The organism is Polaromonas jejuensis NBRC 106434, from assembly GCF_001598235.1.
In the GTDB taxonomy this organism is placed as follows: Bacteria; Pseudomonadota; Gammaproteobacteria; order Burkholderiales; family Burkholderiaceae_C; genus Polaromonas; species Polaromonas jejuensis.
In genome coordinates this window covers 1-14,075 of record NZ_BCYO01000019.1, presented here as the reverse complement: position 1 = coordinate 14,075, position 14,075 = coordinate 1, and the positions used below count along the sequence as shown (strand labels likewise).

General features: G+C 63.6%; 13 protein-coding genes. 6 read left to right on the top strand and 7 right to left on the bottom strand.

The annotated features are described in order from the left end of the window. Positions 1-182 precede the first annotated feature (182 nt). Entirely contained in the window at positions 183-1,091 is a 909-nt protein-coding gene (locus PJE01S_RS18045) for a LysR family transcriptional regulator (RefSeq protein ID WP_068835041.1), read from the top strand. A gap of 24 nt (positions 1,092-1,115) precedes the next feature. Here PJE01S_RS18045 and lnt read toward each other — a convergent pair whose 3' ends face one another. The 4 genes from lnt to PJE01S_RS18025 form a co-directional block, all read right to left on the bottom strand. Next, positions 1,116-2,744 (bottom strand): apolipoprotein N-acyltransferase, encoded by a 1,629-nt coding sequence (gene lnt / locus PJE01S_RS18040; protein WP_084389625.1) that lies wholly within the window; start codon positions 2,742-2,744, stop codon positions 1,116-1,118. A gap of 11 nt (positions 2,745-2,755) precedes the next feature. After that, the gene (locus PJE01S_RS18035; RefSeq protein ID WP_377372062.1) at positions 2,756-3,550 is read right to left on the bottom strand and encodes a CorC family transporter; all 795 of its coding nucleotides are present in this window, start codon (positions 3,548-3,550) and stop codon (positions 2,756-2,758) included. A gap of 248 nt (positions 3,551-3,798) precedes the next feature. After that, positions 3,799-4,527, bottom strand: coding sequence for a GNAT family N-acetyltransferase (locus tag PJE01S_RS18030; RefSeq protein ID WP_068835040.1), 729 nt, complete (start codon positions 4,525-4,527; stop codon positions 3,799-3,801). A gap of 282 nt (positions 4,528-4,809) precedes the next feature. Continuing rightward, complete coding sequence (locus PJE01S_RS18025) at positions 4,810-5,283, bottom strand: Lrp/AsnC family transcriptional regulator (protein ID WP_068835039.1); 474 nt, start codon at positions 5,281-5,283, stop codon at positions 4,810-4,812. A gap of 111 nt (positions 5,284-5,394) precedes the next feature. Here PJE01S_RS18025 and hppD point away from each other — a divergent pair, with 111 nt between their 5' ends. Together hppD and phhA are read left to right on the top strand one after the other, a co-directional pair. Next, positions 5,395-6,519 carry a 4-hydroxyphenylpyruvate dioxygenase gene (gene hppD / locus PJE01S_RS18020; RefSeq protein ID WP_068835038.1) on the top strand — a complete coding sequence of 375 codons (1,125 nt, stop codon included), beginning with the start codon at positions 5,395-5,397 and terminating at the stop codon, positions 6,517-6,519. Positions 6,520-6,532: 13 nt separating this feature from the next. Then, positions 6,533-7,384: a phenylalanine 4-monooxygenase gene (gene phhA / locus PJE01S_RS18015; RefSeq protein ID WP_068835037.1), complete on the top strand. Its 852-nt coding sequence runs from the start codon at positions 6,533-6,535 to the stop codon at positions 7,382-7,384. Here the strand turns inward: phhA and PJE01S_RS18010 are convergent, their stop codons facing one another. Genes PJE01S_RS18010 through PJE01S_RS18000 form a run of 3 tightly spaced genes read right to left on the bottom strand, consistent with a single transcriptional unit; the run spans position 7,385 to position 10,455 of the window. Further along, positions 7,385-8,293, bottom strand: coding sequence for an esterase/lipase family protein (locus PJE01S_RS18010; RefSeq protein WP_068835036.1), 909 nt, complete (start codon positions 8,291-8,293; stop codon positions 7,385-7,387). Between the two features lies 1 nt (position 8,294). Then, positions 8,295-9,920 carry a GMC family oxidoreductase gene (locus PJE01S_RS18005; protein WP_068835035.1) on the bottom strand — a complete coding sequence of 542 codons (1,626 nt, stop codon included), beginning with the start codon at positions 9,918-9,920 and terminating at the stop codon, positions 8,295-8,297. Between the two features lie 28 nt (positions 9,921-9,948). Further along, complete coding sequence (locus PJE01S_RS18000) at positions 9,949-10,455, bottom strand: hypothetical protein (protein WP_068835034.1); 507 nt, start codon at positions 10,453-10,455, stop codon at positions 9,949-9,951. A 78-nt stretch (positions 10,456-10,533) separates the two neighbouring features. Between PJE01S_RS18000 and PJE01S_RS17995 the strand changes: the two genes are divergently transcribed. From PJE01S_RS17995 to PJE01S_RS17985, 3 genes are all read left to right on the top strand, one after another. Further along, complete coding sequence (locus PJE01S_RS17995) at positions 10,534-11,280, top strand: DUF8198 family protein (RefSeq protein ID WP_068835033.1); 747 nt, start codon at positions 10,534-10,536, stop codon at positions 11,278-11,280. A gap of 69 nt (positions 11,281-11,349) precedes the next feature. Beyond that, positions 11,350-13,035, top strand: coding sequence for an AMP-binding protein (locus PJE01S_RS17990; RefSeq protein ID WP_068835032.1), 1,686 nt, complete (start codon positions 11,350-11,352; stop codon positions 13,033-13,035). 24 nt (positions 13,036-13,059) lie between these two features. Further along, a complete protein-coding gene (locus PJE01S_RS17985) occupies positions 13,060-13,980 on the top strand; it encodes an MBL fold metallo-hydrolase (RefSeq protein ID WP_068835031.1) in 921 nt (306 codons plus the stop codon). The last annotated feature ends 95 nt before the right edge of the window (positions 13,981-14,075 follow it).

Here is a 14,075-nt window from a genome sequence, read left to right as displayed (position 1 = left end):
CGCAGGGAGAGCGGCATGCGCCGTGCCCCGCGTCACGATTTACCGGGGGCCCGCAGGCCGAAGGTGGCTCATCGTAGCCACGCCGCCAGCGCATGGCGATGCATAATGCAACGAGGGGTATGAATGAAACTCACACCCTCCGGCGGCGCGCTTCCCTGCCCGGCCGGGGACCTGGCAGCAACATGAACCTCAGGCAACTCGAAGTCTTTCAGGCCATCATGCAGACCGGCAACATGAGCGCTGCCGCACGTCTGATCTGCATCACGCCCTCGGCCGTCAGCAAAACCGTGGCGCACACCGAACTGCAACTGGGCTACAAGCTGTTTACCCGCGCCAAGGGCACGCTGGCGCCCACGCCCGAAGCCCGGGTGCTGTTTGAAGAATCCACGCTGATCCATCGCAAGCTGGACGAGTTCAAACGCATTGCCCTCAACCTGCGCCAGGCGGGTGACGGCCAGGTGCGGCTGGCGGCGATTCCCTCCATCAGCCATGAATTTTTGCCGCTGGTGCTGGAGAAGCACCTGGCGCGCCATCCCCGTGTCAGGCTGGAGGTGCGCACCCTGCACCAGGACCAGATGGTGCAGGCCTTGCTGACACGCAGCGTGGATTTCGCTTTGGGCTTTTACCCGCATCCACACCCGCTGCTCACCAGCACCATGCTGGTGAGCGGGCCGCTTTACCTGGCCGTCACGCGCGAGATCTGGCAGCGTGCCGTCCGCGCGCGGCGCCAGAACCCCATGACCTTTCTCTCCGGCATGCCGCTGGTCCGGCTGGTCGGCGAAGATCCTATGTGCCAGTCGATCGATGAACTGGCCCGGCAACTGGGCCTCACCGCCCCGGCCAACCTGCAGGTGCATACCTCACGGCTGGCGCTCGAGCTGGTCAAGCGCGGCCTGGGCTGGACCGTGGTTGATTTCCTCACGGCCCGCAATCTTGACCCGGCCTCCCTCACGGCCGTGCCCCTGCATGACTTCGCCCCCATTTCCCTGCAGATGTACTTTGCCGCCAGCACACCGCCGGGCCAGGATGCCTTGCGCATGCTGGGCATGCTGCCGGACTTGCTGCGTACGGTGATGACGCCCGGCCACTGAACAGCCGGACGCCGGGGGGCGACGTCAGCGGCGGCGGCGCAACAGCAGCGCCAGCCCCGCCACCGCCAGGCCCAGCCCCCACCAGGGCCACAGGCCATAACGCGACACCCACCAGGCGTAGGGCGTGATGCCGCTGCGGCCCTGCACCTGACCAACCAGCACGCCGCGCGTGTGGCGCTCCAGGGCATGCGTGACCTCGCCGCGATGGTCGATGATGACGGTGGCGCCGGTGTTGGTGGCCCGGATCATGGGCCGGTTGAATTCCAGCGCCCGCATGCGCGAGATCTGCAGGTGCTGGTCAATCGCCACGGTGTTGCCAAACCAGGCAATATTGCTGACGTTGACAAACACCGTGGGCGCCAGCGCCGGGTCGACAAAACGCGCGCCCAACTCTTCGCCAAACAGGTCTTCATAGCAGATGTTGGGCGCCAGCCGCTGGCCCATCCAGTCGAACGAGGCCTGGCCGACCGCGCCGCGGTTGAAGTCGCCCAAAGGGATGCGCATCATGTCGATAAACCAGCGGAAACCGGGCGGAATGAACTCGCCAAAGGGCACCAGGTGGTGCTTGTCGTACTGGTAGGGCGCGCTCTGGCCGGGCGCCAGGCCGACCACCGAATTGGTGTAGCCCTGCCCATGGCTGCCCAGCGGCAGGCCGATCAGCGCAGCCTGCTTGCCGGTGGCAAAGCGCGACTGCAGCGCCCGCCAATAGCCCTCAGGCAGTTCCTGCGGCAGCAGGGGAATGGCGGTCTCGGGCGCCACCACCAGCGGGGTTTGGGCATCGCGCAATTGCTCGCCGTACCACTGCAGCGCGGTGGCGATGCCGGTGCCGCTCTGGAATTTTTCGTTTTGGGGAATATTGCCTTGCAGCAAGGTCACCGCAAGCGCCGCAGCCGGCGCTGCACCGGCTTCGGGCTGAACGGTGCTGTGCACCGGCAGCCCGGCCACGGCAACACTCAGCACCACCATGCCCAGCCCCGCCAGCCAGCGCGTGCTGGAGGCGCGCAGGGACATGGCCAGCCACGCCGCCACCAGCGCCGCCAGAAAACTCAGGCCATGCACGCCCACCCAGGCCGCCAGCGGCCTGGCCCAGCCGTCCACATGGGCGTAGCCGCCCTCCCCCCAGGGGAAACCGGTGAAGAATTTGACCCGGGCCAGCTCGGCCAGCAACCAGAACGCGGCAAAAACCAGTGCGCGCGGTACCCGCCGGGCCGGGGCCAGCGCGACAAACAAGGCCCCGGCGGCCGCGTAGTACAGACCCAAAAAAGCCGCGAGCAGCACAATCGCCAGCGCGGCGAGCGGCGCGGCCAGGCCGCCGTACACATGCATGGAAATAAACAGCCACCAGAAGGTGGCGCACAGCATGGCCGTGGCAAACAGGCCGCCCAGCCAGGCAGCGCGCTTCCACGAGCGGCAGCCGTCCAGATGGCCCGCCAGCAAGGTCAGCGACAGCAGCTGCAGCCACCAGACCGGCGCACCTTGCGTCAAACCAAAGGCAAAAGGCCATGCCATGCTGGCAGCGTGCGCGCCGCCAGCTATCAAAACAATAGCAATCTGAAGCAGTGACAGGCGATTGCGCGGCGAATAGCCGGTACGCTGGAGCAGGGCCGGCAGGGTGGCCAAAGACATCATGCTGTGGATCGTGCCTCGTGCCATCTGCCGGCCTTTCAGAATGCTTCGGGGGCGGGAACGGCAACCGGCGAGACCTTGAACCAGCGCACGGCACCGCCCTTGGTGTGCAGCACCGTGAACTGCAGGCCAGCCAGCGCGTAATGCTCACCGCGCTTGGGCACATGGCCCATTTCGTGGGCGACCAGGCCGCCTATGGTGTCGAAATCGGTTTCGGGCATGGTCACGCCAAAGGCCTCGTTGACCCGCTCAATCGAGGTGTCGCCGCTGACCCGGTAAGTGTGGTCGGCCAGGCCGAAGATATCGCCCTCGTCTTCCTCGATGTCGAACTCGTCCTCGATTTCGCCGACGATCTGCTCGAGCACGTCTTCAATGGTGATCAGGCCAGCCACACGGCCAAACTCGTCGATGACGATGGCCAGGTGGTTGTGGTTGTCGCGAAATTCACGCAGCAGGTCGTTCAGCCCCTTGCTCTCGGGCACGAAGGTCGCGGGACGCAGCAAGGCGCGGATGTTGAGCTCGGGTGCGCGCTGCAGCTTGAGCAAATCCTTGGCCATCAGGATGCCCAGGATGTTTTCCTTCTCGCCCTCGTAGACCGGAAAGCGCGAGTGGGCGGTGTCTATCACCAGGTGCAGCAGCTCGTCAAACGGCGCGTCGATGTTGATCACATCCATGCGCGGGGCAGCCACCATCACGTCGCCGGCCGTCATGTCGGCCATGCGGATCACGCCTTCCAGCATCTCGCGGCTCTGGGCGCCTATGACTTCGTTGTCCTGTGCTTCCACCAGGGTTTCGATCAACTCGTCCCGGGAGTCGGGACCGGGATGAAGCATTTCTGCGAGCTTTTGCAAAAAGCCGCGTTTGTCTTCCGGCTTGGAAGATCGACTGGGGGGGACGTCGGACACGTGAGGGCGGTCGGTAGTTGAGAAGCTGCCTAGGATAGCTGAAATTTTTGATGGCGCGATGCCGCCGATCAGCGGCGAGGCCCCCGACGAAGGCAGCGCCTGGCCGCACCCGGCAATTTCATGACCCGGCGAGCGGGCGCCGGGCGCCGTGAGCAAACCGGGGGACCACCGCCCCCCTACGTCCGCATGCGGTCAAGCCCATCGCGCACGCCGCGCCGCACTTCCTGCACCATGGCCAGCAGGTCCCAGAACTGCTTGGCCTGGACCTTGAGACGGTAATCCGTCTGGGCGATCTGCTCTTCGACCATTTCGGTCACGCGCGAATCCAGGTCGGCCGGTGGCAGCTTGAGGTAGGCCTCGCTCTCGGAGCCATCGCGCGCTATCGTGGCGCCGGCCTTGCGGGCGATGTTGAGCATGGCGGTGTTTTCGCTCAGCGCATGGATGAACATCATGCCGACGCCCTCGTTGCGGGCATGCATCACGGCGCGCTCAAACAGGCGCGCGCCATAGCCGCGGCCCCGCGCCTGGGCCAGCACGGAAACGCCAAACTCGGCGCAGCTCTTGAGCTCCGGGTCGGTCGAGAAGGCCAGGTGCGCCATGGCGATCAGCTGCAGCTGGCGGTTGTAGATGCCGAAAATCTCGTCGCGCTCAAAATTGAGCCCGTTCACATAGCGTTGAATCTGCTCGTCGTTGGCCATGTAGCCAAAGCGCAGATAGCGGTCATGTTCGCTCAGCGCCAGCAGGTGCCTGGTGATGCGCTCGGCGTGGCTGGGCCCCATGGAGCGAATCGGCACCATGACCGGCCTGGCGAGCGGTGCGGCCGGCGGGTGCTCCTCCTCGGGCGGGCGAAAGAAGCCTTTGCTCGCCTCCAGGGATGCTTTTAAAAGGGTGCCGGGTGAAACCATGGCGTAAATATAAGGGTTTTCCCCTAGGCAAGAAACTCTAGGGCCTTTATCCGGGATCTTTGCAATGCCCCAACTTTCCAGATTGCAGTCAAATCAGCCCTGAGCCCAGCAGGATAGGGCGCCAGAGGCTATCAAAACAGTAGCAACTCCAGCCTCAAGCAGCGAATGACCAGGGCGCCGCAGCATCCGGTGCCGGCCGCTGCACGAACCCCTGCGAATTAAACCACTGCCGCCTGGTCCTGGTCCGGGTATTTGGGCCGGGCTTTTCAGGGCCGGCAGGGCCTACAGGGGCACGGCCGTGGTCGCCTTGACCCGGTCCAGCACAAAACTGGTCTTGCAGTCCTGCACGCTGGGGTGCTTGAGCAGGGTGTCCATGATGAAACGGCTGTAATGCGCCATGTCCTGCACCACCACGCGCAGCAAATAGTCCATTTCACCGGTCAGGGCCGCGCATTCCACCACCTCGGGCCAGGTCTGCACGCTGGCACGAAACAGGTCCATGGGATTGCGTTTGTGGCTTTCGGTGTGCTTTTCCAGGCGCACATTGAGGTAGGCCGTCAGCCCCAGCCCGACCGCTTCGGGCCGGACCAGCGCCACATAGCGGTCGATCACGCCGCTTTCCTCCAGGCGCTTGACGCGGCGCAGCACGGCGCTGGGCGACAGGCCGACCTGCTCGGCCAATTGGTCGTAGGTGGCGCGGCCATCGGCCTGCAGACTGCGCAAAATCTGCCGGTCTAGCTTGTCAAGTGTTTCCATTTTTATATTTTGCAGGTTTCCTGCGTTGAATGACAATTCAGCGCCCTAATTCGCATAAAAAAATACCGCAGGCGCTCGTACAGTCGAATTAACTTCTTAATGGAAACACGCATGAACGCACCCCACACTCTCGAAAGCGGCACCGCCTGGGACAACCCCATGGGCACCGACGGCTTTGAATTCGTCGAATACGCCGCCCCCGACCCGGTCGCCATGGGCCAGTTGTTTGAGAACATGGGCTTCAAGGCCGTGGCCCGCCATCGCCGCAAAAACGTGACCCTGTACCGCCAGGGCGAGATCAACTTCATCATCAATGCCGAGCCCGACAGCTTTGCCCAGCGCTTTGCGCGCCTGCACGGGCCCAGCGTGTGTGCGATTGCCTTCCGCGTGCAGGATGCCAAGACCGCTTATGAACGCGCCATATCCCTGGGCGCCTGGGGCTACGCCGACCACGCCGGCCCGGGCGAGCTGAACATCCCGGCCATCAAGGGCATTGGCGACTCGCTGATTTACTTCATCGACAAATGGCGCGGCAAAAACGGCGCCCAGCCCAGCGAGATCGGCAACATCAGCTTCTTTGACGTGGACTTCGAGCCCCTGCCGGGCGCCGAACTCAACCCCGTGGGCCACGGCCTGACCTACATCGACCACCTGACGCACAACGTGTACCGGGGTCGGCTGGACGAATTGGCCGGCTTTTACGAGCGCCTGTTCAATTTCCGCGAAATCCGCTACTTCGACATCGAAGGCCAGTCCACCGGCGTGAAGAGCAAGGCCATGACCAGCCCCTGCGGCAAGATCCGCATCCCCATCAATGAGGAAGGCAACGACAAGGCCGGGCAAATCCAGGAGTACCTGGACCGCTACCACGGCGAAGGCATCCAGCACATTGCCCTGGGCTCCACCAACCTCTACGACACGGTGGATGCGCTGCAAATGAGCGGGGTGAAACTGCTGAGCACCAGCGACACCTATTACGAGCTGCTGCCCAAGCGCATTCCAAATTTGCAGGAAGACATCCACGCCCTGCAGCAACGCAATATTCTGGTGGACGGCACACCGCAAGAGCTGCTGCTGCAGATCTTCAGCGAAAACCAGCTGGGCCCTATCTTCTTTGAGTTCATCCAGCGCAAGGGCAACGACGGCTTTGGCGAGGGCAATTTCAAGGCCCTGTTCGAGAGCCTGGAGCTGGACCAGATGCGGCGTGGCGTGCTCGAGCCGAAAAAGGCTACCTGAAGGAGTAAGAAACATGGCCGTCGAACCCGTTGTCTATGGGGCCAGCGAACGCCCGCCGCGCGGCGACTACAGCCGCGCGGGCGCCGACTACACCTGCCCGCAAAACTACGCTGCCTACACGGCGGCAGACCATGCCACCTACCACAAGCTGTATGAGCGCCAGTCCGCCCTGGTGCCCGGCCTCGCCTGCGACGAATTCCTCGCGGCCCTGCCGTCCCTGGGCGCGAAAGACCAGATCCCGCGCTTCGAAGACATCAACGAGCGGCTGTTCAAGGCCACCGGCTGGGAAGTGGTGGCCGTGCCCGGGCTGATTCCGGAAGTGCCGTTTTTCACGCTGCTGGCCAACCGCAAGTTCCCGGTCACCGACTGGATTCGCACTCCGGCCGAGTTTGACTACATCGTCGAGCCCGACGTGTTTCACGACCTGTTTGGCCATGTGCCGCTGCTGTTTGAGCCGGTGTTTGCCGACCACATACAGGCCTATGGGGCGGGTGGCTTGAAGGCACACCGGCTGGGCGCCTGCGAGCAGCTGTCGCGGCTCTACTGGTACACCATCGAGTTCGGGCTGATGCGCCAAAAGAATGGCTTGCGGGCCTATGGCGCCGGCATCTTGAGCTCCTCGGGCGAGCTGGTCCATGCCGTGAAAAGCGGCGAGCCGCAGCGGATCGCGCTCGATGTGCTGCGCGCCATGCGCACGCGCTACAAGATCGACAGCTACCAGCAAACCTATTTCGTCATCGACAGCTTCCAGCAGCTGTTTGACATGACGACGCCGGATTTCACACCGCTGTATGCGCAACTCAAGCACCTGAGCGAGCTGCCCGCCGACGCGCTGTTGCCGGAAGACAAGCTCATCGAGCGCTGATCAAGGCGGCGGCTCGTCGAGCCAGGCCAGCGTCGCGTCCATCACCGGCGGCAAGAAGGCCATCTGCACATGGGCCGCGCCGCGCACCAGCCGGTTCTCTGCCCCGACCAGGGTCGCGGTGGAGGCCGGAAACACGATGTTGTCGCAATTGGAATACCAGCAGGTGAACAGCGCGTGCCGGTCCGCGGGCATGTCGTGGTCCAGCCGGGCTTGCCAGTCGGACAGCAAACGCATCTGGCGATTGTTGTGGCCATGGCCAAAGCGCGCCAGCCAGGTGCCGCGGTGCGGCGTGCCTATGGTCACCACATGGTGCACGCGCGCCTCGGCCTTCATGCGCTGCAGCCAGGCCCGCGCGGCCAGCCCGCCCATGCTGTGGCAGACCAGCAGCGGCGGCAGCCCGGTGGCCTGGGTCAGCTGCTGGACCGCCGCCTCGATTTGCGGCACATAGTCGTCGATGGCGCCGAACACCGGCTCCAGGTTGACGGCCACGAAGGCATGGCCACTGCCCTGCAGGCGCCTGAGCCACGGCGTCCAGAAGCCCCGGTTGCAGAAAAACCCGTGCACCAGCAGCACGCCGCGGCGCCCCGCCCCCGGCGCGGACGGCGTCAGCTGGTCGGGAATGGCATGGGCGCGGAAAGGCTGGCGCCAGCAGAAAACCTGCGGCGCCGTCCAGACCTCACCCCGCCAGGCGCCAAGCAGCTCCCGCCAGGTGGCCGGGGGTACCGGATCGGCCTGGTTGACATGCCGCGCGAGCAGGAATTCGAGCGCCAGAAAGCCGGTGTAGCCCAGCGTCAGCACCAGGAAACCGGCCATGGCCAGCACCGGGGAGCTGCCTGCGAAGTAAAGCAGCCAGGCCCAGGCCAGCGCGAGCAGCGACAGGGTGATCCCTCTTTGCAGCTGGGCCAGCATGTCAGGCCAATGCGACGTCGCGGCCCGTCAGCCTTTTCGCCAGGCCTTGCGCGAGCCGGTTCACCGCGCCGTAAATCGACAGCTGCGGATTGGCCCCTATGCTGGTCGGAAAGAGCGAGCCATCGTGAATCGAGAGATTGTCCAGCTGCCAGTGCACGCCATCCGGTCGCGTCACGCCCCACTGCGCGCTGCCCGCCAGGCCGCAACCGCCCATGACATGCGCGCTCATGATTTTGACCAGCCGGGGTTTCATGGGCAGGGCCTTCACCGCCTCGCGTGCCTGCGCCCAGGAGGTGTAGGGCTCGGCCATTTCGTGCAGCGGCAAGACCTGCCGGGCACCAGCGGCAAACTGGATTTCCATCATGGAGAGCAGCGCCCGGCGGCCGCCCTCCATCACATAGTCGGTCAGTGGGTAGTCCAGCACCGCCGAGCCGTCCCCACGCAGCCTGACCTGACCGCCCGGCGCCTCGTCATGGAAGCCATCGCGCAGCAGCGCCAGCAGCGTGTGGTTGTGCGGGAAAGTCTTCAGCAGCTCATGCTGGCGCTGGCCTAAGCCCGGCACCGTGGCGGCAAAAATCATCGGGTGCAGCGGCGGCGCCTCCAGCTTGTAGCCCATGGGCCCATCTATCGCCTGGGTGTCGAGAAAGTGGTCGGTGTACACCGACTGGGGTGCGCCATTCCAGGCCTCCACCTTTTGCGCAAAGACACTGGACGACATCAGCACCGGATGCAAAAAGGTTCTGGCGCCCAAACGGCCATGCGGGTCGGGCGCGCCGGAGCGTAGCAACACCGCCGGCGAATTGATCGCACCGCCGGCCAGCACGTAATGTCTAGCTACTACTTTGATAGCTGATTGCGCCCGTCCTGCCTTGGCCAGCGCCCCATTTGGCGCTACAGAGCGACAGACCAGCGCCCTCACCTGGCCGTTGGACCACTCGAAGTGCTCGGCCCGGGTTTCGGTCAACAGCCGTGCGCCCAGGTCCAGCGCCGCGGGAATGGTGGTGACCAGCATGGATTGCTTGGCGTTGGTCGGGCAACCCAGGCCACAGGAACCCAGGCTCCAGCAGCCCTTGACATTGCGCGAGATCGCCGCCGTGGCAATCCCGAGCTGGGCCGCACCACGGCGCAGCAGCTCATTGTTGACATTGGGTGCCACCGGCCACGGCGTGATGTTCAGGCGCTGCTCGGCCTGCGCGAAGTACGGCGCCAGGGCTTGCGCGGTGTAGCCGCTCAGGGCAAACCTTTCTTGCCAGAACTGGAGCGTGGCGGCCGGTGTGCGGAAAGAGCTGGTCCAGTTGACCGTGGTGGAGCCGCCCACACAGCGGCCCTGCAAAATGCTGATGGCCTTGTCCTCGGTTTTGCGCGCCGCGCTTTCCTGGTAGAGCGAAGGATAGGCCTCGGACTCTTTCTGATGGAAGTCGTGGCTGCTCTTCAACGGCCCTTCTTCGATGATCAGCACCTGCAGCCCGGCCTTGGCCAGCAGCTCGGCGCTGATGCCGGCACCCGCGCCACTGCCTATGATGGCCACGTCGCAGACGATTTTTTCGGGGACCGGGCCCATGGCCCCGCCCAATACCTTCCAGCCGCGTTGAATCCCCTCGCGGATCGGGTCCGGCAATTGACTCATGCTGCTTTCATTCGCGCCGAATGGATACTCAGATGTTCTGGGGGCCGGGGTAGCCCAACAGGGGCCAGCTGGCCTCATCCGAGAAGTAGGCGCCCGCCGTGATGTCATGCAAAGCACCATAGGCCTGCTGACGCAAGGCCAGACCCGACAGCCGCATGCCCTGGAGGGCTTGCTGGAGCTGCGCCACCGAAGCCTCCGGCCAGGGCGGGCGGAGACCCGCCAGCGTGCGCCGCCCCGCGCTGCTGGCCAGCAGCGACAGCAGTTGCGACAATTCGCCCTGCGCGTGCGGCGGCAGCGCCCGCACCAGGGCGTCGACCCGGCCGAGCAAGCCCTTGAGCGCCGCCTGGCGAGCGGCCGCCTCAGCGGGCAGGCTTTTGTCCAGCACCGCCAGGCCGACCGCGGCAAACACCTCGCGGCCGCCTGAACTTAGCGCGCCGCCTTGCCAGCCCGGCTGCCACAAAGAGGCAAAGCCTCCGGCAGCGGCCAGCGCGGCGGCTGACAGCGCGCCAAGCCTGAGAAGCGTTCTTCTTTGCATCGTTGCAGTTTCTCATGGGGCCCCGAGGTTTCAATAGAGCACGGTCTCTAGACCGAAGCTGGATAAACTCCGGCTGATATGGATGCCTCTGCACACGACATTCACCAAGCCCTGCAAACGGTGGCACAGCTTAGGCTGCAGCATGCGGCCTATCCCGGGCTGGCGCAGGCGAGTGCTGACGTCAAACGCTTTCAGGCGCGCCGCTTCAAGGCGACCTATGCCAACCTGCTGCACAGCCCGCGCTATAAGACGGCGACCGCTTTCTTCCTGAACGAGCTCTACAGCGACAAGGACTATGCCGACCGCGATCAGCAGTTTGCCCGCATTGCCGGCACCATCGCCAGGCTCTTTCCGCAAGCGGTGGTCAACACCGCCGCCGCGCTGGCCGAGGTGCATGCGCTGACGGAGCAGCTGGACGACTTGATGGCCAGGCAGTGGCTCGCCGACAAATCGGGCCACCCCGCAGGCAGCGAATGCGCCCTCTATATCCGTTGCTGGCGCGGCGTGGGAGACGCTGCGGCCCGGCAGCGGCAACTGGAAGTGGTGCTGCGTCTGGGGCATGCGCTGAACCGCCTGACACGCATGCCGGGGCTGCGCACCTTGCTCAGGATGATGCGCCGCCCGGCGGCAACGGCGGGCCTGACCTCTCTCCAGCATTTCCTGGAAAGCGGCTTTGACGCCTTTGCCGACATGCGCGGTGCAGACGAGTTTCTCGAGGTGATCGACAGGCGTGAGTCAGCGTGGATACGTACCCTGTTTGAAGAAGACGCTGTCACCTGCGAGACCCATTTGACCCATTTACTCGCGGCTGGCGCCTCGCGCTAGGCCAGCATTAGGACAAGCCCCATACGCGTTCAAGCGCCCGCCTTTCACAATGGGCCGCAAGGAGTGTCCATGAACAAGCATTGGCTCAAGAGTTACCCCGACGGCGTTGCGCACGAGATAGACCCCGAGCAGTTCCGCTCGCTCAACCATCTGCTGGAAGACGCTTTCAAAAAGAATGCGTCCAAGCCTTTCTCGGTGTGCATGGAGCGCTGGATGTCTTACGGGCAACTCGACGAGCTGTCCTCGGCCCTGGGCGCCTGGCTGCAAAACCTGGGCCTGGAGCCTGGCGCACGGGTGGCCATCATGCTGCCCAACGTGCCGCAATTCGCCGTCACCATGGCGGCCGTTTTGCGGGCCGGCTATACCTGCGTCAACGTCAACCCGCTCTATACCGCGCGCGAGCTGGAACACCAGCTCAAGGACTCGGGCGCCACCACGATTGTGATTCTGGAGAATTTCGCCGCCACGCTGGCAGAAGTGATCACGCGCACTCCCGTCAAGAACGTCGTCATGGCATCCATGGGGGATCTGCTCGGCTTCTGGTATGGGCACTGGATCACCTTCGCAGTCCGTCATCTTGCCAAGCTGGTTCCGGCGTACAAGCTGCCCCTGGGCGAGGGCCGCGCGGTCACACCGTTCAAGCGTGCGCTGGCCGAGGGCGGCCGCCAGAGCCTCAAGCCGGTGCAAAGCGATCTCGATTCGATCGCCTTTTTGCAATACACGGGCGGCACCACGGGCATCTCCAAAGGCGCGGTGCTCACGCATCGCAATATCGTCGCCGCCATTTTGCAAGCCGAGGCGTGGTTCACGCCGGCACTGAAACGGGTCGGTGATGTCAGCAAGACCAACAACATTGCCGCCTTGCCGCTGTATCACATCTTCGCGCTGACGCTCTGCCTGCTGGTCATCCGCTGGGGCGCTCATCTGACGCTGATACCCAATCCGCGCGATATCGGCAAATTCATCGACGTCCTGAAAAAGCGGCCCTTTCACATGCTGCCGGCGGTCAATACGCTGTTCAATGCCTTGCTGCAGCATCCGCAGTTCAAGAGCGTTGATTTTTCCGGCCTTTGCGTGTCGCAAGCCGGCGGCATGGCGGCCTCTGAAGGCACGGCCAGACATTGGTTGCAAATCACCGGATGCCCCATGATCGAAGGCTGGGGCATGAGCGAGACCTGCGCCATCGGCACCAACAACCCGGTGACCAACAAGAAGTTCACGGGCACCATTGGCTTGCCGTTGCCGGGTATTGAGGTGGCCATCAAGGACGACGATGAAAAGTCTCTGCCCCCTGGCCAGCCCGGTGAAATCTGCATCAGGGGCCCGCAGGTGATGACTGGCTATTACCGCCAGCCGGTGGAAACCGAAAAGGCCTTCACCCGCGACGGCTTCATGCGTACCGGCGACATCGGCATCATGGATGAGTACGGATACACCAGGATCATTGATCGCAAAAAAGACATGATCATTGTCTCCGGCTTCAATGTCTTCCCCAACGAGCTTGAAAACGTGATCTCCCTGTGCCCGGGTGTTGTCGAATGCGCCGCCGTCGGCGTTGCAGACGACAAGCAGGGCGAGGCCATCAAGGTGTTTGTGGTGAAGAATGACCCCACCTTGACCGAAGACGACGTTGCCACTTACTGCAAGCAGCACTTCACCGGCTACAAGCGCCCCAAATATATTGAGTTTCGCGATGACCTGCCCAAGACCAATGTCGGAAAAATTCTCAGGCGCGAGTTGCGCGCGCCGGCCTGAGGTTTTTGCCGTGGCCGCTTGCTAATGCCTACGCCCAAGCTACCTTCGGGAGTTCACGTTTTCGAACGTGGCTGGCTATCCGCGAACAATATTCTGTTCATCGATGGGAATGAGACCTTGATGGTCGACAGCGGCTACTGCACCCACGCGGCACAGACGCTGGCGCTGGTAGAGGGGCTTTTGGGACAGCGCCCCCTCGACGCTCTCGTCAACACCCATTTGCACAGCGACCACTGCGGGGGCAATGCAGCGCTGCAGGCCCGTTATCCGGGCCTTAGAACCATGATTCCACCAGGCCATGCCCGGCAGGTCGCTCAATGGGATGCGGTGGCGCTCACCTATGTGCCTACCGGCCAGCGATGCCCCCGATTCAAGTTCGACCGTACCCTCCAGCCAGGAACGCAGCTGCGATTCGGCTCCGCCGATTGGCAGGTACATGCGGCGGCCGGCCACGATCCTCATTCAGTGGTTTTTTTTGAGCCCGCCAGCAAAACCCTGATCTCTGCCGATGCCTTGTGGGAAAACGGCTTCGGCGTGGTGTTTCCCGAGCTGGAAGGCGCCGATGCCTTTGCGGAGGTTGCCGCAACACTGGACATGATTGAAAGGCTGGATCCCAAAATCGTTATTCCGGGCCATGGTCGAGTCTTTGCCTACACGCCCGAAATACTGGCGCGAGCACGCAGCCGCCTGGATTCCTTTGCGGCAAACCCCAGCCGGCACGCGCACCATGCCGTGAAGGTTTTGCTCAAGTTCAAATTACTGGAAACCCAAAGGCAGTCCTTTGAGGCTTTTGCGCAATGGGCCATGGCAACTACCTACATCACACAGATCAGAGAACGGTTTTTTGCCGACATCCCGCTTCGGTCATGGATAGATCAACTGTGCGCCGAGCTGGTGGCCGCCGGTGTGGCACAAATGGATGGGGCAGACATCCTAAATGCGTGAGGAGCACTACTCATAGCATGGCCCTGTAATCAAAAAAACCCGCAACGGCAAAAAATGCGGGCGGGGATGAGTCCGAGTTCAGAAATGGGTGCCGC

What these genes read in the sequence shown, in the direction of transcription:
- PJE01S_RS18045 (WP_068835041.1), top strand. Translation starts at nt 183, where the DNA reads ATGAACCTCAGGCAACTCGAAGTCTTTCAGGCCATCATGCAGACCGGC.
- lnt (WP_084389625.1), bottom strand. Translation starts at nt 2,744, where the DNA reads ATGGCACGAGGCACGATCCACAGCATGATGTCTTTGGCCACCCTGCCG.
- PJE01S_RS18035 (WP_377372062.1), bottom strand. Translation starts at nt 3,550, where the DNA reads ATGCTTCATCCCGGTCCCGACTCCCGGGACGAGTTGATCGAAACCCTG.
- PJE01S_RS18030 (WP_068835040.1), bottom strand. Translation starts at nt 4,527, where the DNA reads ATGGTTTCACCCGGCACCCTTTTAAAAGCATCCCTGGAGGCGAGCAAA.
- PJE01S_RS18025 (WP_068835039.1), bottom strand. Translation starts at nt 5,283, where the DNA reads ATGGAAACACTTGACAAGCTAGACCGGCAGATTTTGCGCAGTCTGCAG.
- hppD (WP_068835038.1), top strand. Translation starts at nt 5,395, where the DNA reads ATGAACGCACCCCACACTCTCGAAAGCGGCACCGCCTGGGACAACCCC.
- phhA (WP_068835037.1), top strand. Translation starts at nt 6,533, where the DNA reads ATGGCCGTCGAACCCGTTGTCTATGGGGCCAGCGAACGCCCGCCGCGC.
- PJE01S_RS18010 (WP_068835036.1), bottom strand. Translation starts at nt 8,293, where the DNA reads ATGCTGGCCCAGCTGCAAAGAGGGATCACCCTGTCGCTGCTCGCGCTG.
- PJE01S_RS18005 (WP_068835035.1), bottom strand. Translation starts at nt 9,920, where the DNA reads ATGAGTCAATTGCCGGACCCGATCCGCGAGGGGATTCAACGCGGCTGG.
- PJE01S_RS18000 (WP_068835034.1), bottom strand. Translation starts at nt 10,455, where the DNA reads ATGCAAAGAAGAACGCTTCTCAGGCTTGGCGCGCTGTCAGCCGCCGCG.
- PJE01S_RS17995 (WP_068835033.1), top strand. Translation starts at nt 10,534, where the DNA reads ATGGATGCCTCTGCACACGACATTCACCAAGCCCTGCAAACGGTGGCA.
- PJE01S_RS17990 (WP_068835032.1), top strand. Translation starts at nt 11,350, where the DNA reads ATGAACAAGCATTGGCTCAAGAGTTACCCCGACGGCGTTGCGCACGAG.
- PJE01S_RS17985 (WP_068835031.1), top strand. Translation starts at nt 13,060, where the DNA reads ATGCCTACGCCCAAGCTACCTTCGGGAGTTCACGTTTTCGAACGTGGC.